This is a genomic window from Mesorhizobium sp. WSM4813 (assembly GCF_055811555.1).
The window spans coordinates 1-21,513 of sequence record NZ_JBVVQU010000053.1 but is presented as its reverse complement, the minus strand read 5'-3'; the positions used below and the strand labels follow the sequence as shown (position 1 = coordinate 21,513).

26 protein-coding genes are annotated in these 21,513 nt (G+C 60.3%); 17 read left to right on the top strand and 9 right to left on the bottom strand.

Annotation, left to right across the window (positions count from 1 at the left end; genetic code table 11):
* Positions 1-50 precede the first annotated feature (50 nt).
* The 10 genes from AC0L25_RS25395 to AC0L25_RS25350 all read left to right on the top strand — a co-directional run bounded on the left by AC0L25_RS25395 (position 51) and on the right by AC0L25_RS25350 (position 9,173).
* Entirely contained in the window at positions 51-788 is a 738-nt protein-coding gene (locus tag AC0L25_RS25395; protein WP_473598034.1) for a biotin/lipoate--protein ligase family protein, read from the top strand.
* The gene (locus AC0L25_RS25390) at positions 779-1,321 is read left to right on the top strand and encodes a DUF6505 family protein (RefSeq protein WP_473598033.1); all 543 of its coding nucleotides are present in this window, start codon (positions 779-781) and stop codon (positions 1,319-1,321) included. Before AC0L25_RS25395 ends, AC0L25_RS25390 begins: the two co-directional genes overlap by 10 nt.
* Positions 1,318-2,334 (top strand): DUF6352 family protein, encoded by a 1,017-nt coding sequence (locus tag AC0L25_RS25385; RefSeq protein ID WP_473598032.1) that lies wholly within the window; start codon positions 1,318-1,320, stop codon positions 2,332-2,334. Before AC0L25_RS25390 ends, AC0L25_RS25385 begins: the two co-directional genes overlap by 4 nt.
* A 13-nt stretch (positions 2,335-2,347) precedes the next feature.
* On the top strand, positions 2,348-2,860 hold the full coding sequence (locus AC0L25_RS25380; protein WP_473598031.1) for a DUF3305 domain-containing protein: 513 nt from the start codon (positions 2,348-2,350) through the stop codon (positions 2,858-2,860).
* Entirely contained in the window at positions 2,857-3,552 is a 696-nt protein-coding gene (locus tag AC0L25_RS25375; protein ID WP_473598030.1) for a DUF3306 domain-containing protein, read from the top strand. The genes AC0L25_RS25380 and AC0L25_RS25375 overlap by 4 nt, the downstream gene beginning before the upstream one ends.
* Before the next feature lie 103 nt (positions 3,553-3,655).
* Positions 3,656-4,327 carry a TorD/DmsD family molecular chaperone gene (locus AC0L25_RS25370; RefSeq protein ID WP_473598029.1) on the top strand — a complete coding sequence of 224 codons (672 nt, stop codon included), beginning with the start codon at positions 3,656-3,658 and terminating at the stop codon, positions 4,325-4,327.
* 33 nt (positions 4,328-4,360) lie between these two features.
* Positions 4,361-4,573 carry a formate dehydrogenase gene (locus AC0L25_RS25365; RefSeq protein ID WP_473598028.1) on the top strand — a complete coding sequence of 71 codons (213 nt, stop codon included), beginning with the start codon at positions 4,361-4,363 and terminating at the stop codon, positions 4,571-4,573.
* Between the two features lie 7 nt (positions 4,574-4,580).
* Positions 4,581-7,493 carry a formate dehydrogenase subunit alpha gene (locus AC0L25_RS25360; RefSeq protein ID WP_473598027.1) on the top strand — a complete coding sequence of 971 codons (2,913 nt, stop codon included), beginning with the start codon at positions 4,581-4,583 and terminating at the stop codon, positions 7,491-7,493.
* A 13-nt stretch (positions 7,494-7,506) separates the two neighbouring features.
* Positions 7,507-8,103: a formate dehydrogenase FDH3 subunit beta gene (gene fdh3B / locus AC0L25_RS25355; protein WP_027151217.1), complete on the top strand. Its 597-nt coding sequence runs from the start codon at positions 7,507-7,509 to the stop codon at positions 8,101-8,103.
* Positions 8,104-8,156: 53 nt separating this feature from the next.
* Positions 8,157-9,173 carry a formate dehydrogenase subunit gamma gene (locus AC0L25_RS25350; protein WP_473598026.1) on the top strand — a complete coding sequence of 339 codons (1,017 nt, stop codon included), beginning with the start codon at positions 8,157-8,159 and terminating at the stop codon, positions 9,171-9,173.
* A gap of 133 nt (positions 9,174-9,306) precedes the next feature.
* On the opposite strand, the gene AC0L25_RS25345 is transcribed toward AC0L25_RS25350, so the two are convergent.
* Both AC0L25_RS25345 and AC0L25_RS25340 read right to left on the bottom strand, forming a co-directional pair.
* On the bottom strand, positions 9,307-9,528 hold the full coding sequence (locus tag AC0L25_RS25345) for a hypothetical protein (protein WP_202366491.1): 222 nt from the start codon (positions 9,526-9,528) through the stop codon (positions 9,307-9,309).
* Between the two features lie 44 nt (positions 9,529-9,572).
* Entirely contained in the window at positions 9,573-10,235 is a 663-nt protein-coding gene (locus AC0L25_RS25340) for a hypothetical protein (protein WP_473598025.1), read from the bottom strand.
* A gap of 717 nt (positions 10,236-10,952) precedes the next feature.
* On the opposite strand from AC0L25_RS25340, the gene rnk reads away from it, so the two are divergent.
* Both rnk and AC0L25_RS25330 read left to right on the top strand, forming a co-directional pair.
* Entirely contained in the window at positions 10,953-11,417 is a 465-nt protein-coding gene (rnk, locus tag AC0L25_RS25335) for a nucleoside diphosphate kinase regulator (protein ID WP_473598024.1), read from the top strand.
* Positions 11,418-11,574: 157 nt separating this feature from the next.
* The gene (locus AC0L25_RS25330) at positions 11,575-12,153 is read left to right on the top strand and encodes a GreA/GreB family elongation factor (RefSeq protein ID WP_473598023.1); all 579 of its coding nucleotides are present in this window, start codon (positions 11,575-11,577) and stop codon (positions 12,151-12,153) included.
* A 271-nt stretch (positions 12,154-12,424) separates the two neighbouring features.
* On the opposite strand, the gene AC0L25_RS25325 is transcribed toward AC0L25_RS25330, so the two are convergent.
* Positions 12,425-12,646, bottom strand: coding sequence for a hypothetical protein (locus tag AC0L25_RS25325; protein WP_473598022.1), 222 nt, complete (start codon positions 12,644-12,646; stop codon positions 12,425-12,427).
* Between the two features lie 185 nt (positions 12,647-12,831).
* Between AC0L25_RS25325 and AC0L25_RS25320 the strand changes: the two genes are divergently transcribed.
* Positions 12,832-13,683, top strand: coding sequence for a LysR family transcriptional regulator (locus AC0L25_RS25320; protein ID WP_473598021.1), 852 nt, complete (start codon positions 12,832-12,834; stop codon positions 13,681-13,683).
* Positions 13,684-13,697: 14 nt separating this feature from the next.
* Here AC0L25_RS25320 and AC0L25_RS25315 read toward each other — a convergent pair whose 3' ends face one another.
* The 3 genes from AC0L25_RS25315 to AC0L25_RS25305 form a co-directional block, all read right to left on the bottom strand.
* Positions 13,698-14,513, bottom strand: coding sequence for a two-component system sensor histidine kinase NtrB (locus AC0L25_RS25315; RefSeq protein ID WP_473598020.1), 816 nt, complete (start codon positions 14,511-14,513; stop codon positions 13,698-13,700).
* Between the two features lie 112 nt (positions 14,514-14,625).
* Positions 14,626-15,150 (bottom strand): plastocyanin/azurin family copper-binding protein, encoded by a 525-nt coding sequence (locus AC0L25_RS25310; RefSeq protein ID WP_473598019.1) that lies wholly within the window; start codon positions 15,148-15,150, stop codon positions 14,626-14,628.
* Positions 15,147-15,560 (bottom strand): DUF5602 domain-containing protein, encoded by a 414-nt coding sequence (locus AC0L25_RS25305; protein WP_473598018.1) that lies wholly within the window; start codon positions 15,558-15,560, stop codon positions 15,147-15,149. Before AC0L25_RS25305 ends, AC0L25_RS25310 begins: the two co-directional genes overlap by 4 nt.
* 949 nt (positions 15,561-16,509) lie before the next feature.
* Between AC0L25_RS25305 and AC0L25_RS25300 the strand changes: the two genes are divergently transcribed.
* Entirely contained in the window at positions 16,510-17,046 is a 537-nt protein-coding gene (locus tag AC0L25_RS25300) for an MgtC/SapB family protein (RefSeq protein ID WP_473598017.1), read from the top strand.
* Between the two features lie 284 nt (positions 17,047-17,330).
* On the opposite strand, the gene AC0L25_RS25295 is transcribed toward AC0L25_RS25300, so the two are convergent.
* On the bottom strand, positions 17,331-17,639 hold the full coding sequence (locus tag AC0L25_RS25295) for a hypothetical protein (RefSeq protein WP_473598016.1): 309 nt from the start codon (positions 17,637-17,639) through the stop codon (positions 17,331-17,333).
* Positions 17,640-17,902: 263 nt separating this feature from the next.
* On the opposite strand from AC0L25_RS25295, the gene AC0L25_RS25290 reads away from it, so the two are divergent.
* The 3 genes from AC0L25_RS25290 (at position 17,903) to AC0L25_RS25280 (ending at position 20,096) form a co-directional block, all read left to right on the top strand.
* Positions 17,903-18,139: a hypothetical protein gene (locus tag AC0L25_RS25290; protein WP_473598015.1), complete on the top strand. Its 237-nt coding sequence runs from the start codon at positions 17,903-17,905 to the stop codon at positions 18,137-18,139.
* Positions 18,140-18,772: 633 nt separating this feature from the next.
* Positions 18,773-19,000 (top strand): hypothetical protein, encoded by a 228-nt coding sequence (locus AC0L25_RS25285; protein WP_352964348.1) that lies wholly within the window; start codon positions 18,773-18,775, stop codon positions 18,998-19,000.
* Positions 19,001-19,595: 595 nt separating this feature from the next.
* Positions 19,596-20,096 (top strand): VanZ family protein, encoded by a 501-nt coding sequence (locus AC0L25_RS25280; RefSeq protein WP_473598014.1) that lies wholly within the window; start codon positions 19,596-19,598, stop codon positions 20,094-20,096.
* Positions 20,097-21,027: 931 nt separating this feature from the next.
* Here the strand turns inward: AC0L25_RS25280 and AC0L25_RS25275 are convergent.
* Positions 21,028-21,300, bottom strand: coding sequence for an ATP-dependent DNA ligase (locus tag AC0L25_RS25275; protein ID WP_473598054.1), 273 nt, complete (start codon positions 21,298-21,300; stop codon positions 21,028-21,030).
* A gap of 11 nt (positions 21,301-21,311) precedes the next feature.
* Positions 21,312-21,513: hypothetical protein (locus AC0L25_RS25270; RefSeq protein ID WP_473598013.1), on the bottom strand; the 202-nt coding region annotated here is incomplete at its 5' end.

The window sequence follows — 21,513 nt, the reverse complement described above, 5'->3', positions numbered from 1 at the left end:
GTATTATAAAGACATTACAGTCGCCGTCATCAAAATATGGATCGGCACCTATGCGCCCATCTGTCAGCGGCCTCCAACTGCCACCGCCTTACAGCCTCGTGCCGCTCAGAGAGGCTGGCGACGCCTTCGCGCATGCCTGCGCGATCGCGGCAGAGGAAGGCGCAGGCACGCTCGCCTGGGTGCGCCGCTACGATCTGGCCGAATTCGCAGTGGTGCTAGAGCCTGAGGAGCCCTTGGATGAAGCGCGTCGCGCAATCTATGCAGGCATGAACGCGCTCGCCGATGCGCTTGCGGTCCATGCTCCGCCGTCGCGGCCCATCACCTTCGACTGGCCAGACACCATTCGCGTCGACGGAGTTCTCGTCGGAGGCGCCCGCCTGGGCTGGCCAGAAGGGGCACAGGAGCACGAGATCCCCAACTGGCTCGTGTTCTCCGGCATGATCCGCACCGCCGTCATCCGCGCCGGCGAGCCCGGTCTGCGTCCGCTGCGTGGCGCGCTTGACGAACTAGGCTTCGCTGCGCTCGATGCCGGTGAGATCGTTGCGAGCTTCTCCCGCCATCTGATGGCGGCATTCCACGAATGGAGCGACACCGGCTTCGGTTCGATCGCCAGCCGCTGGCTCGATCGGCTGCCCCGAAAGGGCGATGAGCATACAGAGCTTGCCGGTAACGGGGATCTGCTGATTTCCCACGTGGCCTCCCAAAGGCTTGGCGAGCGAAAAAGCCTGCCCGAAGCGCTTGCCAGGCCTTCCTGGCTCGATCCGAGGACGGGAACGCCATGGCTTTGAAGCTGCCGCGAACGATCCGCCTCGACGCTTCGGACACGTTTGTCTATTCGCGCGCTGCAGAACCAGGCGAATGGGCGGTGACCGGCACCTTCCTGTTCTTCGGCGCCAATACGACCACGCTTTCCGGCAAGGCACGGCAGGCATTCCGCGCCGGGTTCCTCGGCATTGACAGCTTCGGCTGGTCCACCCTCGTCGTGGTCACGGACGCGACCGCGCATGATCGCGCGGCAGCCGTCGATCGGCTGGCCGAGCAGCTTGTGGTGCGATGCGGTGCGCCGGACATCGAAACGGCGCGCGCCGCCGCCGAAGAGGAGATAGCCTTCGCGCAGTCGCTGTGCGACCACCCGCCCAACACGCTGATTGGGGTCAACCGCACCTGCGAACAGGCCGGCATACGAGAGTCGTTCCGCACCCTGCATCGCAAGGCGAGCCGGCTGGAGCCGGCAACGGCATTCCGCTTCGTCGAAATCGAGGGCGAAGACGCGTCGACGGAAAGGTTCGATCTCCTTGCACTTGCCGGGAGGCAGAAGTGAAGGATTTCTGGGTTTCCTCAGGTCATCACCTTCTCGACAGAGATGAGGCCGGGCGCCTGCTCGTGACCGACTCCTTTCTGAAGGCATATTTTGCTCGGCCAGAGCTTCTCCCCCCCGAATCCGCCTGCACGGCGGAGTTGCGCCTGCATCACGAACTTTTGATGCATCATCCGCGCCGGCCGGTGGCAAAGGAGGAGATCGCCGCCCTGGAGGATCCGGATGCGCGCGAGAACTGGGAGTTCATGATTGCCTTTCGCGACCATGTGCTGGCCGCTCCCTCACTCGAAGCCGCATATCTCGCGCTGGCGCGTGGCTCGGCGGAAAACATCCCGCCGCTGTTCATGAACCAGCTTGCCCAGGTCGTGCTGCGCAATGCGTTGGATGGTCAGCACGACGCCTGCGTTCTGCGGGCCGCTGAGCTGTTTTATCGGCCGCAACGCGTGACGTCTCACGAGGGGGCTGTGCTTCTCGCCGATGCTGAAACCATCGAACTGCACGAACAGAACCGCCATGCCTCGCCGCTCCTCAACATGCTTGGTGGCCCAGCTGTCACGGAATTCGAGATACTCGACGAGAAGAATCCCGAGAGTTACTTCGCCAGGAGCGACGCTTTCGATATGGTGCTCAAGCTCGGCAGCGCCCGGAGCCCCGCCCGGCGCGGCCTTGCGACCGCAATGGAGATTTGGATTCGCCATCTTGTGGCGGTGGGCGTGGAGATCGAGCCGGTGGAGCGGATCGAGGACAAGGACTGGGTCTGGTTCGTCGGCCTCGACGCCGAAGCGACCCGCATCGGCAATACGCTCTGGGCCGGCGGTGAACTTGACCCGGAGGCAGCAAAGCGCGTCATTGCACTATTCCGGCTCACTTTTTCCGACATAGGCGAAGTTCAGCCGGAAGTGGGTGCCAAGCCCGTCTGGCTCATTATGGCCATGACCGCCGACCGAACGATCCGCATGAAGCCGCAGAACCTCGTCGCAGGCCTGCCGTTTCGCGCCCCGGGCACGGTGAACTAGGAGGATTGGTGCCATGGTGCGGGAGGCTACGGAAGTCGGGGTGATCGTCGAGCGACGGGCCCTGAACAGCCCGTGGGTCGACCATGTCTGGGTGCCCGTGGCCGTGCTGGCGGGCGCGCCGAGCGCTGCGCCATGGTCAGTGCTGCACGAATCCGACGGCCTGACGCGCCTTTATGCCGGAACTTTCCAGCTCGAGCTCTTCGGGTGCGACACGGGCATGTACCGGGATAACCTCTGTTCGGGGCGGCCTAGCCTCTGGATCGCGCTCCGGTCGAGCGATGCTCCACCCGGAGTTGTGCTGCACCTGGTGACCGCTGACCCTTTCGAAGGCGAGTCGCTGACAGAGGCTGGCCCCGACGTCATTGAGGCGGTGCCAATGCCGATCGAGCTTCAGCAATGGGTGGCCGCCTTCATCGAGACGCATCACGTTGAGCGTCCTTTCATCAAGCGCAAGCGCGATCGGGCGGACAGCAACGCCCTGGCGAGGCGCGGTCCTCGCTCCGGAACGATGGATGATGCCGAATGAGCGCGGGAAGTGACAATGTCTTCGCCCGCTGGTCGCGCCGAAAACAGGCGGCGCGTTACAGCGCGACTGCGGAGCCGCAGAAGGATCAGCTTGCGCCTGACGCAGCTGTGGCGCCATCGGGTGTTGGGGAGCAGCTTGCACCAGCAATTTCCGAGCCGGAGGCCGCCGAGCCTGCCGAGCCGCTCCCTCGTGTCGAGGATTTGACCGCCCAAAGCGATCTTTCGGCCTTCCTGCGCAAAGGCGTTCCCAAGATGTTGAAGCGCGCCGCATTGCGCAAGATGTGGTCGCTCGATCCGGCAATTCGTGATCATATCGGGCCTTCCGAATATGCCTGGGACTTCAACAGCCCTGGATCCATGGCGGGATTCGGCCCCTTGAAAGCATCCAGCGAAGCTGTCGTGGATTTCCTGTCGAACGGCGGCAACCCGACCGATCCGGCACCCGCCGCCATGGCTTCGCAGGCGCCGGAGACGGCGCCAGCGACCAGCGCCGTTTTGGCGGACGAGGGCGTGAACGCCTCAGCCGATGGGTCGGATTCTGTCACGCCGGACAGTTCGATCGAACCGGCAAACCCCGAATCTCCTTCGGCCGACGGCGCCGGGACCGCCATCGACCGCGACGATGGCGCCGGCGCCGCGGAATCATCGCCGATCGATCGCCAGCGACGCCATGGCGGCGCCATGCCGCGCTGATCTGGATTTGTTGCCATTTTGGCACAGTCGCTGTTGCAATTGCCGGGCGGGGCACTAGTATTCACTTTACCCACTCGTTGAGGGGCACGGTCGAGGTCAGTACATGAACCCAGACTTGCGCCTAGAGGAGGCAATTGGCACGTCGTGCGGAGCTGACGCTCTGGTTCCCGGCGTTAAAGACGCTGACGTCGACGACGTGAACAGCGCACGCGCGGATGAGTACGCGCTGCTCGCCACGCTTCTCCTAGCCGCTCCGGATGCAAACCTTATGGCGCGGCTTTCCGGTTTGCTGGGCGACACCGAGACCCCGCTCGGCCTGGCTCATGCCGCACTCGGCCAGGCGGCGGCTTCGGCCTCCCCGACAGCGGTCAGTCGCGAGTATTTCAAGCTCTTCATCGGGGTCGGGCGCGGCGAACTCCTTCCCTACGCCTCATACTACCTGACGGGCTTTCTCAACGAACGGCCACTTGCCCGTTTACGCGCGGACATGAAGCGCCTCGGCCTTGAACGCGCCGACAGTCATTTTGACCCGGAAGATCATCTCGGCACGCTATTCGAGATCATGAGCGGCTTTGCCGCCACACATTTCGTGGTTCCCGCTGGCGAGGAGCGGGACTTCTTTGAACGGCACATCGCGCCTTGGGCGAGCCGCTTCTTCGCCGATCTGGAGAACGCGCCGTCTGCCAGGTTTTACCGGGCAGTGGGCGTATTGGGGCGGATTCTCATCGACATCGAAGCCGAGGGCTTCACCATGGAGGCGCGACGAAGCTCGTGACCTGATCGCGTCGACAGATAGGGAGGATCGCAGATGCAGGAAAAGAAACAGACGGCAATGAACCGCCGCAATTTCCTTCGCGCCTTCGGCGGCGCGTCCACGACCGCCGTGGCCGCCGTGACGCTCAGCCCCGGAGAAGCGCAAGCTTATGATCCCGGCGAGGAGGAGACGAGAGCCCGCTACCGCGAGACCGATCACGTCAAGGCATTCTACCGTGTGAACGGTTATGAGACGTTGAAGAAGTGAGAGCGCCATGCTGACCAAGCGCAAGAGCGGTCAGGCGAACCGCACAAGATTGCACACGCTGATGGGAACGGTCGCCTCCGCTCCCATCGATCGGCGAACCTTCCTTCGCCGTTCCGGTCTCGTGGCCGGCGGAATGGCTGCAATCGGGTCGTTCCAGCTCGGCACCGTTCAAAAGGCGGCGGCCATCAGTCCGCCGCAGCCGGGAGAGCCCATAGAACTCAAGAAAAGCATCTGCACGCATTGCGCGGTCGGCTGCACCGTTACCGCCGAAGTCCAGAACGGGGTTTGGACCGGTCAGGAGCCTTCGTGGGACAGCCCGATCAACCGTGGCTCCCATTGCGCCAAGGGAGCAAGCGTACGCGAGCTCGTACACAGCGACCGTCGACTGAAATACCCGATGAAGCTCGCTGCAGGGCAGTGGGAGCGTGTCTCCTGGGACGACGCAATCAATGGGATCGGCGACAAACTGCTCGAGATCCGTGAAAAGTCCGGCCCGGAATCCGTCTACTGGATGGGGTCGGCCAAGTTTTCCAACGAAGGAACCTATCTCTTCCGCAAGCTCGCGGCCCTGTGGGGAACAAACAATCAGGACCACCAGGCCCGCATCTGTCATTCGACGACCGTCGCCGGCGTCGCCAACACCTGGGGCTACGGCGCGATGACGAACTCCTTCAACGATATTCGCAATTCAAAGACCATGATCATCATGGGCGGCAACCCGGCTGAGGCGCATCCGATAGCGATGCAGCATCTGCTGGAAGGCAAGGAACTCAACAAAGCCAATCTGATCGTCATCGATCCCCGATTCACGCGCACCGCCGCCCATGCGACCGAGTACGTCCGGTTCCGGTCCGGCACTGACATAGCGCTGCTGTGGGGCATGCTTTGGCACATCTTCGAGAACGGCTGGGAAGACAAGGAATTCATCGCGCAGCGCGTCTACGGGATGGATGAGGTCCGCAAGGAAGTCGCCAAGTACACGCCGGAGGAGGTGGAGCAGATCACCGGCGTGCCTGGTGATCAGGTGAAGCGCGTCGCCGAGCTGTTCGCCACGCAGAAGCCGTCGACGATGATCTGGTGCATGGGCCAGACACACCACACGGTGGGTACCGCCAATACGCGCGCGAGCTGCATCCTGTGTCTCGCCACCGGCAATGTCGGCAAGCCGGGTACGGGCGCGAACATCTTCCGTGGCCACGACAACGTACAGGGCGCGACGGATATCGGGCTCGATGTGGTTACCCTGCCCTTCTATTACGGATTGACGGAAGGCGCCTGGAAGCATTGGTCGCGCGTCTGGGAGATCCCCTACGAGGACCTGCTGAGCCAATTCGACTCGAAGGAAGCCATGGAAACCCCTGGCATTCCGCTGACAAGGTGGTTCGATTCCGTCGCGCTGCCCAAGGACGAAATCGGGCAGCGCGACAGCATGCGTGCTATGTTCATTCAGGGCCACGCCAGCAACAGTATCGCTCGTATTCCGGAATCGATGAAAGGCTTGACAGGCCTGGAGTTGCTTGTTGTCGCCGATCCCCATCCCACGACCTGGGCATCACTGGCGGTGGAGGCGGGGCGTCAGGACAACACTTATCTCTTGCCGGTCTGCACACAGTTCGAGACGTCAGGCTCGCGCGTCGCCTCAAATCGGGCGATCCAGTGGGGCGAGCAGATCGTAAAGCCTAGCTTCGAGCAGAAGGACGATTACCAGGTCATCTATCTCTTGTCGAAGAAGCTCGGGCTTGCCGACAAGATGTTCAAGAAAATAGCCGTCGAGGGCGACCGGCCGGTGCCGGAGGAGGTGCTGCGCGAGATGAATCGCGGGAGCTGGTCGACGGGCTATTGCGGTCAGTCGCCGGAGCGGCTCAAGGCGCATATGAAGAACCAGCACAAGTTCGACCTGGTGACGATGCGCGCTCCGAAAGATGATCCCGAGGTCGGTGGCGACTATTACGGCTTGCCCTGGCCATGTTGGGGCAAGCCGGAGATCCGCCACCCGGGTACGGCCAATCTTTACAGCACCGGCCTGCATGTCATGGACGGCGGTAGCCCGTTCCGCGCCCGCTTCGGCGTCGAACGCAACGGCAAAACCCTCCTGGCGGAAGGTTCGTACACGCAAGGCTCGGAACTCACCGACGGCTATCCGGAGTTCACCATGGCCGTGCTCAAGAAACTCGGCTGGGACAAGGATCTGACGGCGGAAGAACGCGCCGTGATCGAAAAGATCGGCGACGACATCAACAAGGTCTCGTGGTCGACAGACCTGTCAGGCGGCATCCAGCGTGTCGTACTCAGCCATGGCTGCCATCCTTACGGCAACGGCAAAGCTCGCGCAGTAGCGTGGAACCTGCCCGACCCAGTGCCGATCCATCGCGAGCCGATCTACTCTCCGAAGGTGGACCTGGTCGCAAAATATCCGACCTATCCCGACGCCACACAGTTCCGGCTGCCGAACATAGGATTCAGCGTGCAGCAGGCGGCGGTGGAAAAGGGCATCGCCAAGACATTCCCGCTGATCCTGACCAGCGGCCGGCTCGTCGAATATGAAGGCGGGGGCGAGGAAACGCGGTCGAACAGATGGCTGGCCGAGCTGCAGCAGGAGATGTTCGTCGAGATCAACCCGGCCGATGCGTCCGAACGCGGCATCGGCGATGGGACTTGGGTTTGGGTGAATGGTGCGGAGAACAACTCGAGGGCGCGGGTGAAGGCCCTGGTCACGGAGCGCGTCGGCCGGGGCGTCGCTTTCATGCCCTTCCATTTCGGTGGCTGGTTCCAGGGCAAGGATCTGCGGGCTCACTATCCGCAGGGCTCCGATCCATATGTTCTGGGAGAGAGCGCCAACAGCATCACCACCTACGGCTACGACCCGGTGACGGGGATGCAGGAGCCGAAGTGTACGCTCTGCCAAATCGTTGCGGCGTGACGGGAGGAAAAAAATGGCCCGGATGAAATTCCTTTGTGACGCTGATCGTTGCATCGAGTGCAATGCCTGCGTCACCGCCTGCAAGAACGAACACGACGTGCCTTGGGGCATCAACCGCCGCCGCGTCGTCACCATCAATGACGGCAAGCCCGGCGAACGCTCCGTCTCGATGGCGTGCATGCATTGCACCGACGCGCCTTGCGCGGCAGTCTGTCCGGTTGACTGCTTCTACACAACGGCGGACGCGGTGGTGCTCCACTCCAAGGATCTGTGCATCGGATGCGGCTATTGCTTCTACGCCTGCCCATTCGGCGCCCCGCAGTATCCCCGTGTGGGAAACTTCGGTTCGCGCGGCAAGATGGACAAATGCACCTTCTGCGCCGCAGGCCCGGAAGGTGATTCCACCGAAATTGAATATGCCAAGTACGGAGCCAACCGGCTGGCTGAAGGCAAGCTGCCGCTTTGCGCCGAAATGTGTTCAACCAAGTCGCTCCTGGCCGGCGACGGGGAGATCATCGCGGCGATCTACAAGGAGCGTGTGACGCAGCGTGGCTATGGTTCGGGAGCCTGGGGCTGGCAGACGGCCTATCGAGAAACAATCGACGTGTAGGAGGCAGTCGGGCTCGTCCCGCGCGCAACGGAGCTACCACGGAGGACGCAGAAATGCCGGACAACAGGCTTGGTCGAGTGACGCCGCAGGCTGTCGCGGCGTTCATGACGCTCACGCTGCTGGTGGCAGGGCCCGTGTACGCGCAAGCCCCATCCGGGAGCAACCCGACCGCACAGGCGGTGAACGAACGGCAGCTTCTTGATGAGCTGCAGAAGATCGAGGGGCGCGTCACCCTGCCCAATACGGCCGCCGGCTTGCTCGAGCAGCCGCAAGGCCGCGACTACCGCAGCTTCCACGAAGGCTGGCTGCCGTGGATCGGCGGCATCGCGATACTGGGCATTTTGCTGCTGCTGGCGCTGTTCTATTTCTACAGGGGCCGCATCCGCACATTGGCGCCCGAATCGGGCGCAAGGATTTTGCGCTTCGGTGCTCTTGAGCGGCTGACCCACTGGATGACTGCCACCGCGTTCATCATCCTGGCCATCACCGGCTTGAACTTTATCTTCGGCAAACGTCTGCTGATGCCGCTGATCGGGGCCGATGCATTTTCAACCTGGTCGATTTGGGCGAAATACGCCCACGACTTCGTCTCCTGGGCGTTCATGCTCGGTATATTGGTCATGCTTGTGACATGGGTCTGGGACAACCTTCCCGATCGCCATGACGGGCATTGGCTCAAGGTCGGTGGGGGCTTTTTCGACAAATCCAACAGGACACATCCGCCGGCCGGACGTTTCAACACCGGCCAGAAGCTCATCTTCTGGGCCGTCGTGCTCGGTGGAATTGCGCTGTCGGTATCCGGCATATTCATGCTGTTCCCGTTCGCATTCACCGACATAAACGGCATGCAGACGGCCCAGTATGTTCATGCGACTGTAGGCGTCATCCTGATCGCTGTTATTATCGCTCACATCTATATCGGCACGCTCGGCATCGAAGGCGCCTATGAGGCAATGGGCTCGGGCACGGTCGATATGAACTGGGCGAAGGAGCATCATAGTCTTTGGGTCGAAAGACAGGAGGCCAAAGGTGCGATACCGCCGCGCTCGGCGGCCGAACCGGCCGAATAGTAGCTTCTGCGCGGAACCGAAATGAAATGCCCGGGCCATTGGTCCGGGCATTTTTTTTGGCGTGTTCGAGGCTTTCATTGCGCGGCCTCGAGGTCCACGTCAGCGAGCGCAGGTCTAGCTCGGATATAGCTAGCTAGGAAGGCGTCTCCTCGCCGCCCGCGGCTGCGGTGGAGTTGGCGCCCGGCTCGCCCGTCCAGTTTTGACCGACCAGATTGTGTCCTGGATCACCCACGCGAGTGCTCTCGCTGCTGTAGACCTGCCATGCCGGCTGTTGCTGCTGCGCGCTCAGAAGAAAATAGCCGGCCCCGAACGCAATTGCGATCGAAACGACAATTCCGGTCAAGATCATACCCATCCCGCCTTCTCCCTTTCACCTCTTCAAAGTCCGCAATCATGCCCTCATTGTGGCGTCTGCGTCTGCTGCGCTGGATCCTGCCCCGTCGCAGGTGGATTGCCCTGGGGGGCCTCACCGGATTTTTGCTGATACTTGAGGTCGAGTGCCGCCAGTGCAAGCAACGGCGGCGGCATGGCGACGCCGGCCACTCGCATTTCCCGCGCGGTCTTCTGGCATTGTGCAATGTCATTGGCGGCCGCCAGTTCCTCCGCTTTCGCTGTATTGATCACGGCATCCTTGGGAGTGCTCGAACTATCGGCGGGGGGCACCGGCGCGGCCCTGCTTTCCTTCTGGGGCGCGTTCGTCGCCGATCCGTTGGCCACCTTCTCCTTGCTCGGTTGTGGAGAATCGCTGGCAACCCCAGTCTGCCCGGTAATTTTCTGCGCCGAGCCCGTCCCTGCCTCCGGCTTGGCGGGCGCGGCTGCGCTGGTAGAGGATGTGCCAGACTGCTGCGCCGGGGCAGCAGCGGTCGGGGCAGGCGCTTCGGCAGGCGCCTTCATGAAGGCGAGGAGCTCTTGGCAGAGATTTGCTGGCCCGCCTGCCTGCTGGGCAGCAGGCGTTGCAGTAGCGGCTGCTGGAGCCGTAGGCTCGGGTGCAGTGCTCGTCTGCGCCAGCGATGTTGACGCCGACAGCGCGACGACGATTCCTGCGAGAACCATTTCTTTCATCGCTTCGCTCCTTCCCTGATGAAAATCACCGCTTGGGTGACACCATAACGCCGGAGGATGCCCGAACGATCCATGGTCTTGCAACGCTAACCTGCCCCGCAATTCGGCCGCGGTCTCGCAGTCGGCCCTCATGGCTTCTCAGGCCAACGAATGAAGGCCACGGCGAGCAGCATGGCGACTAGTTCCCAATTAATCCGGTAGATCATCGATCGTCTGCCGACATATTCGCGCCATTGCCTGGACAACCGCCAAGGCTGCCATTGTGCGTTTCGTCCTGCCTCCGTGGCGATAGTTGCCGTTCCGCTTGCCTTCAGGTGCGCCACCGCCCGCACCGTGCATGCGACAGGCTGCGCTGCCCCTCACGCTGGCGATCGACACTGGCAACCCGTCCGCTTCGACCGAGCCTGACAACGAGGTGCTAGGTTCGTGAGGTTGACGAGGCTGCTGCCTTGACTTCCAAGATTGCTTCACCAAGTATGGTCTTATGAACGCCACGACCAAAATCCGTTTCGATTTTCTTTTCCGGGTTTGCCCCATCGCGGGATCGTAACCCCCGGCTCGGCTGCCATGCGCCCCGAGCCGAGGGGCAACATCTAATCAACATGTGATGATCTGCAGGGTTGCACCGTCTCTGGGGTGCAGCGACGAAGATTTTCCCGAATTGGCCAGTTCCGCTAGCTTCGATGGCGGCTGGCCCAACTAAATATGAGTGTCCAAATGCAGAACAACATCAAAATCCGGCGTAAGCCGAACATCCGCATCTCGCAGTCTGACCATGCACGTCTATCGGCGCTCGCGAGCACTGTGGCTGTACGAAATCCGGAGGCTTCCGATGAACTGCTCGCCGAACTCGAGCGCGCACGCATCGTTGCTGATGATAGGGTCTCCGCCGGCACCGTCCGGATGGGTTCGACTGTAACGTTCAAGCCCGACACCGGCGATCGGAAAACGATCACGCTGGTTTTTCCTGGGGATGCGGACATCTCTGAAGGCAAGGTTTCAATTCTTACACCGATTGGCACGGCCCTGATCGGCCTCTCGGCCGGACAGTCGATCATGTGGACCGCCCGAGACGGGCGCCGCCACGAATTGTTGGTGCTTGCCGTGAACAAGCCCGCTCCGGAAGGTGATGAAGCCGATCGGTTCGCACCGTCGTCTCCGACGATTGCGGCGAGCTTCTAGACATGGGTGCCTCCGTCCGTCTCCTCATTCATGCAGGTGCCCTGATCGCAGGAGTGTGACCCCTGCGCCGGCCCATATGGGTCCGGCACAGGGGTAGCCTTGCACACGCGATCAATTCCTGACGCTGGATTCCTCACGGACCGGCTGGAGACGCACCATGCCCAACATCGATAGCTGCCAACTGACGACAAAGGATTACACCATTCTGGAAGTAATGCGGGAGCGCCATCCGGCCCGCACCCCAACGCTATTGACTATCCTCGACCGGAAGATTTCGAGCGCACTCGTAATGTTTCGGGGAGACATCCCGGCAACAGTCGTGACGCTCAGCAGCCGCGTGGCTTACCGGGTAAACGATGGCTCCACCGAAATGCGCATCCTCACACATGGTGAGATGCGCGGTTTGGTTGGCATGCTTTTGCCAATCACCAATCCGCGCGGTCTGGCACTGCTTGGTCTGGCCGAAGGTCAATCCATGACCATTCCGAGTGCGGACGGCCCTGAAACGCTGACAGTCCACGAAGTGCTCTATCAGCCGGAAGCCGCAATGCGCGAGAGATCAAAGCTGGCGCTGGGGGCGGAGACGGGCTCGTCGCAACCGGGCAGGCCTGTCCTCCGCGTCGTCCATCGTTCTGATAAGCTGCAGGACAACGCAGAGAACAAAGTCATGGCGGCTTTCGACACCGGGTTCGACGACCCAGGCCGCCTGAGAGATCGACCATCCCGAAGGTTTTGAAGGGTAGATAAGCGTCCCCTGCCCTGGCCCTCTGGCCCGCCGATCGCGTTCCTATCCACGGCAATCGCGTGGTGGTACATTCGCTTGATTTGGCGAATGTTTTTGTCGTCAAACTCACCGGGAAACCGGGGACGTGGTCATGAGAATTATTACCACTCTAGTATGCGTCGCCCTCCTTGCAGGTTGCGCAACGGTGGCGGTGCCAGCGCTCTAATTTCTAGGAGCTTGCCGGTTACTTCCCCGGCTCCGGGGTGGGTGGCACAAGCGCATGTCACCGCCACGCAGGACCCATCGGCCGGGTCTTTTCGTCGCCGCGACGAACCCGGCAGTACCAGTGGCCGCTGTCAGAGAAGATTTCAACCGAGGTCGGTGCATCGTTGGCCGCCTCCTTGGCGACCTCGTTGATGAATTTCACGACCTTTGAATAGTACTGAGCGGGCGCAACCGTGCGCAAACCGCTGGTGACGCTAAGTTCCTGCTGCACTTTTGACATAGTCGAATTCCTTTCGGTCATTTCTGATTGCGCTCTTCTCGGATCGGGTGCCGGAGAGCCCCTAACCGGCGCTGCGCAGCATCCAGCGCTAGGCTTGGTGGAATTGTTCGAGCCTAGTGCCGGGGTTAGCTATCTAGCAAACGAAATTGATTGACATTTAAACGCAATATTTATGCTATATCCCCATGGACATTGAGCTCGCCCGCACTTTTATCGAGATAGTTTCGACGGGGAGTTTCATTCGGGCATCGGAGCGCTTGAATGTCGCCCAGACGACCGTAAGCGCACGAATCCGCAACCTCGAGCAGCAATTGGGCCGCGCGCTTTTTGTTCGCCACAAAGGCGGAGCTTCGCTCACCCCGGCCGGTGAGCAATTTCTGCGCCACGCCCCGATGTTCGTCCAACTATGGCAACGCACCCTTCACCAGGTTGCCGTGCCCCCGGGACGTCGAGCTGTTCTGACGGTCGGCAGCGAAGTCAGCCTTGCGCAACCTCTTCTGCTCGATTGGGTCCGATGGATGCGCGGCTCGCTTCAGGATGTTGCACTTCGAGTACACGTCGATGTGCCGCAGGATTTGATCAATCAGGTCGCGTCAGGAATGGTCGACTTAGCTATCATGTACGCGCCCCCCCACAGACCGGGCTTGAAGATCGATCTGCTTCTGGAGGAAAAACTCGTCCTCGTGACTACCAATTCCGAAGCGCGCCTCCTGTACGAATCCGATTATGTTTATATGGATTGGGGGCCGGATTTTGGACTTCACCACGGGATGAATTTCCCGAGTGCAGCGCCGGATCTTTCTTTCGATCTCGGTTCGCTCGCATTGAGCTATGTTCTTGCGACTGGCGGCTCCGGATATTTCAGGATGAGTTCTGTGCAGCCTCACATAGAGGCCGGCCGGCTGCACCTTGTGCCTGAAATGCCGCAGTTCTCCTATCCGGTTTACGCGGTGCAATCCGCAAGCGCGGACGAGAGCGTGGTAGGTCCTGCCCTGGCAGGATTGCATTCCGTCGCGAACGCCGACATCAAATTGTAGGAGTTGTTGGGCGTCTAAAGTACCGTTTGGATTGACGGGAACAGAAGGTCGACCGTTGTTCCTATCCCTCTTTCACTCCTTATCCGGATCCGACCACCAACCATGTACGCCAATGCCTGCACTTGCAACATCCCTATCCCGGTGCCCTTCTCACCCTTCGTCGTGAAGAAAGGATCGAACACCTTTCGCAAGACTTCCGGATCCATGCCGCAACCATGGTCTTTGACGCGAACGCATGCGTAGGTTCCGGGCCCGGGCGGGTCAGGCGTCGGGGCCGTCTGCACCAATCGCTCAGTGGTGACGCGAATCTCGCCGCCGCTTGGCATTGCATCTCGTGCGTTCATTACGAGATTAAGCACTGCAGAGTCGAACAGCGCCGGGTCGATCAAGCAGTCCGGGATATCGGAACCAAGCTCCAGTTCGACGCGGACATCGGGGCCTGCGCCATACCTTAGGAAAGGCTCGAAAGACCTGAGGAATTCATTCAAATTGCCAGCGTGGATATCGAGTTCCTGATGTTTTGCGAAGGCCAGTACCAGTGACGTTAGTTCGATACCTCGATCGATTCCCTGCCGCGCTGCCGCAATGTAGGTCCTCACGCTTTCGGCGTCCTCGGCCCTTTTTTCGGCAAGCCTCAGGCCGGATCCGATGACTGCTAGGAGGTTTCTGAAATCATGGGCAATACCGCCAGTCATTTCGCCTAAGGCGGCAAGCCGATGGGTGGCACGCTCACGTTGTTGGGCTGCGGCCCAAGGAGGCATATTTTCCTGAGAGCGCTCGTCGTGCTTCGCTCGCAGTTTATTATCGTATGGAAACGCGCCGCCAGTCATGATGGTCGCCTATTGATCATTGACGACAAACAGGAAACTCGCGCTCCCATTCGCATCGTCGTATTTGGGTCGGTTCTCCCGTTGCTGGTCGTCATGCCTCCTGCACGCACGCCTAGGCGCGCCGTACGATCCCTTTCGTCATGATGTCTTCGACCATCGGAAACGACTTGATAGCCTCTTCCGGTAGGTCTCCATTCGCTCCGGTTAGCTCCGTCCAGCCATGCGCCTCGGGCTGGCCGACGACGATACGACCGACCATTCCAGCATGCTCATGCGGAATACAATAATAGTCATAGACACCCCGCTCGGTGAAAGTTACTGAAAAGCTCTCGTTGGGCAGGAGATAGTCAGAGTCCCAAGATTTTGCCGCCTTGGGCATGCGGAGCGGCCGCTCGAAGTTTGTGGGATTGTACGCCGTCGTCGTGTGCGAATTGCCGGGATTGAGATTGGTCCAGCGGATCGTCTGTCCTGGTTTGATTAGAATGCCTATCGGGTCGAACCAAACGTGGGAACCATCTTTGCGCCCGTGCATCTTGACTTCGACCATCTCACCACCCAACCCGGCCAGAGAAGAGAGGGAAAGGGCGGCGGCGAGCCCGCCGCCAGCGCCCAGTATCTCACGACGCGTCAGTGTCATTTGGCGACCTGTGCCTCGTCAGCAGCCGAAACATGCCACAGCACGACATGGACATGCGGCTCTTCTACCCCCGGATGGCCGGCATTATAGTAGACGTCCACATGGTCGACATGGCCGCCGGGTGAAGCGAGGTCGTCAAAACGCTTGTCCGGATTGAGGTCTTTGGTCGGCAGCATATAAATCGTGCTGACAAGCTCGCCATCGTGGTCATAGGCAAGGAATGGTCCGGCAGGCAATGTTGTCGGATCAACGAAAAGTTGGCCCATGCCCGGCAGGAAGTCGGGCAGTTTCACAAGCTTGCTGACCTGTTCGTAAGGAGCGGCTGGCGGAGCTTTGGTGACCTCATTCGCCGCCACGGCGCAAAGCGAACTGCCCACTGTCAGAGCAATTGCGAGGACGAGTTTTTTCATCTCGGTATCTCCTTGTTGAAATAGAATCGCGACGGCCGAAGTCTGTAAGACCGTCTAGAGATTCGATTTTCACTTTCTGACACGGCTTGTTCGCGTCCAGCCAGCAAGCAGGAGACTGTTCTGTTCGTCAAACGAAAATAAATGGCGTTTAAATGCATTATTTCTGCTAGTCAGGTGCGCGCCTGTTTTTCTTGATTTCAAAAAATCTTTCACTACTCTGAACTGCTATGAATATTTTCAGCCTTGATTTCCGGCGGGAGCCTAAACGCCTCAAAATGGGCCATTAGCCCGGACGCGAGAAAGTCCTGGCTTCGCGTCCGGGACAGCCAGCCTCATCTCCACACCTCAGTCCACTGAGAACTTTGTCCTGCTTAACCTGTGGCGGCTGAACGCTCATTTGCGATCGCGTCTGGATCGACACGGAGGTTGACCCTGATGATCTCTCCCATCCTCCTGTCAGAAGAAGACATTTCGCTTGACCTTATGACAAAGGGAAAGCAATCAGCCTTGTCAAAAATTGCGATCAAGATTGCTCGGAGAAATGGGCTTTACGAGCAGATGGTTCTGCGTGGTCTTTTCGACCGTGAGTGTCTCGGCTCGGCCATTCGGATGCGCTCGGCGCGCTCGCGGTCACGCTTCCGAATCTTGATGGTGGGCTGTGGCGTAATTTCGAGGGGAATCGGCAGCTCGTAGTTCGCAGTTTCGTTCGGTCCGGGGAGCCAACGTTCATTTCTACGCTAGGGCGCGATACTGCGCGCCAGCATACGATTTTTTCCCTACGCTTCGATCCGCTTCGCTTCTGCGCGCTGGCCCCCAAGCGGCAGGGAAACCGGTCAGGTCAGTGGTAAGCTAGCGGAGCCTCTGCCCTCACCTAGGCGCGCTCCCTCCGGCAGACCGTGGGGAACCTGGCCGGCCCGAGCACGTTGTGGCCGGTCAGCCTGGGTTACGCATGCAACAGCTTTTCCAAGAATTCGGCCATCCGACATACGTCCCGTTTCCCGTTATTGCGGCGAGGCTTCTCCTGGCGTCGATCTTCGGTGCGGCGATCGGCTTCGAACGCGAATGGCGAAATCGGCCTGCTGGGCTTCGCACTCATATTCTGATCTGCGTGGCAGCGGCTACTTTCGGTATTCTGACGATTGAAATCGTTCACGCGCCGATGTTTCTGCAGGACTCCGTGAAGGTCGATCCGATTCGTGTTGTCGAAGCGGTTACCGCTGGCGTCGCGTTCCTTGCTGCCGGATCGATTTTGTTTTCGAGAGGCGAGGTCCACGGGCTGACGACCGGTGCAGGCATGTGGCTGTCTGGGGCAATTGGCGTGGCGTGCGGGCTCGGTCTGTGGCAAGTGGCGGCACTCGGCACGCTTTTGGTGCTTGTCGTTGCAGGTCTTCTTTATAGTTTTGCAGCCAAGTCCGGAATTGGCGAGAACACCGGACAGGAAAAGCCCTCATCGGAAGAAGACGTGTCCAAGCAGCGCAAAGGCTGAGGACAAACGCCCCGCGCAAGGGGCCGAACGGCGGAGTGCGTGGCGGACACCCGCGATCCGCCGGCCGGCCCCCTGGGCATGCTACTCTCCCCTTAGCGGCGCCAGCGTCGTCTGGCGCGTCGGACTCACAAGGAGAAGCCCGCGCGCCTCCTCCGAGCGCGGGCCGACCGGGTTACAGCCCGACCTGCAGCGGGGCTAAAGTTGGGGGGAAGACCCGCTGGTCCCAGCCATGTGTTAGCGCACGCTAATGTCCAGAGAACACTCCCGCAAACGGAGGCGGTCCTTCAGCCGCCGTTAGCAGGTGCTGCCGGAGCAGGTGCTGCCGGAGCGGGCGCGGCTGGAGCAGGTGCGGCCGGCTCTGCCGGAGCGGGCGCGGCTGGCGCTTCGACCTTCGGCGCTTCGACCGTAGGCGCTTCAACCCTGGGCGCCTCAACCTTTACGTCGACGTCCTTTCCGGTGCTGCCCCCGCCATTGATGTTGATAACGCCGGTGAACAACAGCAGGATCACGATTGCGAGAATTGCGAGAACGACGGCGACAGCAGTGCCGGCGCCATTTCCGCCTGAGTTAACAACGGTGGGACCGTCAGCCATCACTATCTCTCCTATTCTGAATTATCACTGGTCGGCAACGGGACCGGCGGGCACTTAGTTCCGCCGCCGGGCTATGGTCCATGATGCAGTAAGACTGAAGTCTTTGCGTCAAAGACAGAGGGCTGAGGCTGGCAACCAAGATCTTAGCAACGGATTAGTATTGAGCCGCCGAGCAAAGTCCCTTCATCGGTGGTTCACCGGGTGCCCGCTGTTTGTCCTTTTCGGCGGGCACCCGATATGACACCCTAACGGCGGAAAGAACTGTGACCCTTATCCAGAGCAGACAGAATGTCGATGAGGTCGCAAGCCGACCCGCCAATGACAATCAAACTCCTGACCCCACAGATTTCTCGGCGGTTGATCTTATTTCGTCGGGCGACGACGAGGTCGCTGCAATCGTCAGGCGAACAGAGCGCCTCGCCCTCGCCGTGATTATAGCAATGGCGATCTTCCTGATCTTTGCACCGGTGATCTTCATTGCCCTGATGTATGGGATCTGAGATGTCCCGCTTTAGCCCTCCTCCCAGAATCTTGCAGCGAAGCGTGGCGGAGGTCCTCCTCGCAACGCAAGTGCTTCACGCGGGCTTTGATCCCCGGCTTGACCCATTGCGATGCCGGCCGCCTATCTGCCGGTCCGAGCGATTGATGAGGAAGCAAGACGGAGGCAGCGCGTAGGCTGGGACGCGACTGGTATGTAGAAGACCCGCCGCTACATCTGCGAAGCGACGGGCCTCCACCCCATTCCCCCATATCTAACCGTGCAATTGCGGTGCCAGACGTGTTGACCCATTACGGCGCACCTTATGGGTTCTACACAGCGGAATTGCCGCCACGTACTTCGTTCGAATGTTTCGACTCCATTAGCTTGAGCGCATGTATTCCGCCAGCCATGTGAGCGCGCCCCCCCCGAAGGCTCGCTGGTCAGGCCCAGCGGCCCCCCAAAGCCGCTGGGCCGTCCCCGTTAGAGCGAAGCGGGTTGTCCTAGCATAGTAGGAATCCTCTTGACTAAGACCTCGCGTGCACCGGTCAAACGAATGGCAATTTTCTGTCTGAATGCGTTTACGGTCCATTCTCGGAGATCCACGCATCGGCTGTCGCGTGGGACACACAGTAACAATTTCAAAGGCGTCGAGATGCTGCGAGCACAGGAAAGCCAGTTCCTGAAACCTGAAGATCGGGCGATCTGCCAGCGGGTGGTCGACCAGATAACCGCCGACGCTAAATGGGACAGCACCTCGATAGACGGCCAGATTCTGGCCTCGACCACGCTGGCTCTCTTTCAATCCGGGGTCGTCAATGAAACGAATTTGCTGGCACATGTTCGCGCGCGCCGCCACGACTTCACTAAGCTGACCGGCTAGCGCTTCCCCTTTCGGCGTGATCTCTTCGATCTGACCTTCTCGCCGATCTCTTCGCCATAGCTTCTGCCTTGGCCTTGTCCTTCGTGGTCAGCATCGTTCGCCAGTGCGGTTTCTCGAAGACACCCACAATGTAAGTTGTCGCCGGTTTGTCGGTCATCGCGCTAACATAGCAGGATCGGGTGCGAGCACCCCGGTTGCGGGAAGAATGCGGGATGGGGCTTTGCGAAGCCGAGGCAGACGCCCCACTGGTTCTGTCTCGAGCACCGTGCCGAGGGGGAGCGTTTCCTCTGACTAGAGTTCCTGGCCGGCTGGTAAGGACCCCAGTCCGAAGGGAATAGCATCTTGGCCTCATCTGGCCGCAGCTTCAAAGGCCTTCATCTATTCGGCCGATGCGCCGATCCGCTGGAAATTGACAATCTGCCCCAGCTCTAGACCGCTTCGTGCTGGCGGTGGCGTCTGCAAATTTCGGATGAAGGGCTGTCCTATAGTGTTGCGCGCAGGCTCATATCCGATCGTGGCAAGGGTTACTTTCCTTGCCGCGTCGGCCGGCGTTCTCCTGCTGCTCGCCCTTTTTCCGGAGTGGCTCTTGCGGAATTTGGAAGTGAGCTTCACGCATCATGGCAAGCTCATCCACGCCGCCGCATTCACCGTTTTGGCGGCCCTAGCAAGTGTCGGCTGGACGAAACACAAGGCAAGGCTGATTGTTCTCCTCGCTTTTTCGGGCGTGGCGATTGAAGTTGTTCAGGGCGCGCAACTGATAGGGCGCGGACCGGATGTATTCGACTGGATTGCCGACTGTGCTGGCATGGCCTGCGGGATCACAATCGCAAGCTGGACAAAACGGCACCGGGTGAGAAACCCGCCGAAACGACCCGGCGAACATCCCGATCGCGAGATCGATTGTGAGAGGGCCATAGAGCCAAGCTTTCAGGCGATCGTAGATTGCATGCTGGAAGCAGGCTGGGCCCGTGGAGAGATCATGCGCTCGCTACGCCGGCTGATCTCCGCAGACAACATGACGCAAAAGGAAAATGCCAAGGTCGAGGCGCAGCTTGCGATCGCACGGGCAATGAGCCGTGCCGGCCGGCCTCTCTAGGGGTCAGCAACTCAATGAATTGCCTACAGACAATGGCCGAAATGGTCGGCGAGCCTAACCGTCCGCAATCAGACAGAGCGTTGAAGGCCGCCACATTTGGCCGGAAATCGTGTTGGTCAGGGTTTCAGGGAGGAATTCTCGATGACTCACTCTTTTCCCACAGTCACGGTTGAAACAGTCGCCGAAGTCTACGTTCTTTCCATAGGCAAGGCCCGCTTCCTATCGATCGGACAGGCAATCCGCGCCCTTCGGAAACTCATGCCGGCTTGCAACGCGACCGATCACGAGTTGGAGGAGATATTGGCGGCAGCGTGCGTGATTCACAGCGTGCCCGTTACTTTCGACGCCAAAACAGCCGATGGGGCATGGCTCCATTCGTAGGGCCGGAGATGCCCGCGCAAACGCAATGATCTCCTGTAGGCTCGGTAATAACAGGGCGGCTTCCTTGCTCGGCGACATGCTGGCGGGGCAGGTCTGTTCGATCGATATGAGAACCAGTTTGAGGGCGAAGCGCTTGCGAAGGATAATTGGAAAGGTCGAAAAGCTGAGCCGGTAATAGCGCAAGCAAAGCCCGCGCTCACTCCTCCGAGCGCGGGCCGACCGGATTGCAGCCCGATCTGCAGGGGGCTAAATCTTGGGGGGTTGGCCCACTGATCCTCCACAACTGTTAGCACAAGTTTATGTTCCGCTTGATGAACACTCCCGCAAACCGAGGCGGAATTCCGGCTATTCTCCCTGCCAAAAATCCTGCAGCGACGCGTGGCGGAGGTCCTCCTTCGCCGCTTGACCCATTGCGTTGCCGGCCGCTTCTTCATGTCTTTCGGCGCCTCGCCGGCGTATTCCTGCACTCGCTTCCAAAGCCGTTCCCGCATCTCACGATTGACGCTGACGAAGGCACTGCCGACGTATTTGCCGGTGCCAGGCTCGGCCATCAACGCGAATGCCGGCTTTCCAGCCTCACGCTCGACGCCGAGCAGTTCAAATTCCCCGTGTAGCATTTCGTCTTCAGCCAGTTGGTCGAAGGGCCGCTGCGATACTTGCTGTCCCGACGCTTGGACACCATTCCCTCAAGGCCGGCCTGGTCGACCAGGTGATAGATCGCATTGGCGTCGCCCGGAAGCGCCTGGCTGAACTGGATGCGGATGTTTGGCGGGATGATGCCGGCAAGGATGTCGCGGCGCTCTTGCAGCGCCATGTCGCGCAGGTCGTGGCCGTTTAGATGCAGCAGATCAAAGGCGACGAAATAGAGGTCATGCCGGCGCCGCGTGATGGCCTTGCGCAGAGCCGCGAAATCCGTCTGGCGGCATCATTGAGCACGATGATCTCACCGTTGATGATGACACTAGAGCGTCGGACGCTCAGGTTGAATCGAGAGGGGATTCCAGTGAGGCGACGTTCGTGATTCACTTCCTGTAGG

Excerpts from the sequence above, each read along its gene's own strand:
- fdh3B (WP_027151217.1), top strand. The coding sequence starts at position 7,507 with ATGGCCCGGATGAAATTCCTTTGTGACGCTGATCGTTGCATCGAGTGC.
- AC0L25_RS25295 (WP_473598016.1), bottom strand. The coding sequence starts at position 17,639 with ATGGCTGACGGTCCCACCGTTGTTAACTCAGGCGGAAATGGCGCCGGC.
- AC0L25_RS25285 (WP_352964348.1), top strand. The coding sequence starts at position 18,773 with ATGCTGCGAGCACAGGAAAGCCAGTTCCTGAAACCTGAAGATCGGGCG.
- AC0L25_RS25310 (WP_473598019.1), bottom strand. The coding sequence starts at position 15,150 with ATGACACTGACGCGTCGTGAGATACTGGGCGCTGGCGGCGGGCTCGCC.
- AC0L25_RS25345 (WP_202366491.1), bottom strand. The coding sequence starts at position 9,528 with ATGGGTATGATCTTGACCGGAATTGTCGTTTCGATCGCAATTGCGTTC.
- AC0L25_RS25375 (WP_473598030.1), top strand. The coding sequence starts at position 2,857 with ATGAGCGCGGGAAGTGACAATGTCTTCGCCCGCTGGTCGCGCCGAAAA.
- AC0L25_RS25325 (WP_473598022.1), bottom strand. The coding sequence starts at position 12,646 with ATGTCAAAAGTGCAGCAGGAACTTAGCGTCACCAGCGGTTTGCGCACG.
- AC0L25_RS25330 (WP_473598023.1), top strand. The coding sequence starts at position 11,575 with ATGCCCAACATCGATAGCTGCCAACTGACGACAAAGGATTACACCATT.
- AC0L25_RS25305 (WP_473598018.1), bottom strand. The coding sequence starts at position 15,560 with ATGAAAAAACTCGTCCTCGCAATTGCTCTGACAGTGGGCAGTTCGCTT.
- AC0L25_RS25395 (WP_473598034.1), top strand. The coding sequence starts at position 51 with ATGCGCCCATCTGTCAGCGGCCTCCAACTGCCACCGCCTTACAGCCTC.
- AC0L25_RS25315 (WP_473598020.1), bottom strand. The coding sequence starts at position 14,513 with ATGACTGGCGGCGCGTTTCCATACGATAATAAACTGCGAGCGAAGCAC.
- rnk (WP_473598024.1), top strand. The coding sequence starts at position 10,953 with ATGCAGAACAACATCAAAATCCGGCGTAAGCCGAACATCCGCATCTCG.
- AC0L25_RS25300 (WP_473598017.1), top strand. The coding sequence starts at position 16,510 with ATGCAACAGCTTTTCCAAGAATTCGGCCATCCGACATACGTCCCGTTT.
- AC0L25_RS25320 (WP_473598021.1), top strand. The coding sequence starts at position 12,832 with ATGGACATTGAGCTCGCCCGCACTTTTATCGAGATAGTTTCGACGGGG.
- AC0L25_RS25360 (WP_473598027.1), top strand. The coding sequence starts at position 4,581 with ATGCTGACCAAGCGCAAGAGCGGTCAGGCGAACCGCACAAGATTGCAC.
- AC0L25_RS25350 (WP_473598026.1), top strand. The coding sequence starts at position 8,157 with ATGCCGGACAACAGGCTTGGTCGAGTGACGCCGCAGGCTGTCGCGGCG.
- AC0L25_RS25390 (WP_473598033.1), top strand. The coding sequence starts at position 779 with ATGGCTTTGAAGCTGCCGCGAACGATCCGCCTCGACGCTTCGGACACG.
- AC0L25_RS25370 (WP_473598029.1), top strand. The coding sequence starts at position 3,656 with ATGAACCCAGACTTGCGCCTAGAGGAGGCAATTGGCACGTCGTGCGGA.
- AC0L25_RS25380 (WP_473598031.1), top strand. The coding sequence starts at position 2,348 with ATGGTGCGGGAGGCTACGGAAGTCGGGGTGATCGTCGAGCGACGGGCC.
- AC0L25_RS25365 (WP_473598028.1), top strand. The coding sequence starts at position 4,361 with ATGCAGGAAAAGAAACAGACGGCAATGAACCGCCGCAATTTCCTTCGC.
- AC0L25_RS25340 (WP_473598025.1), bottom strand. The coding sequence starts at position 10,235 with ATGAAAGAAATGGTTCTCGCAGGAATCGTCGTCGCGCTGTCGGCGTCA.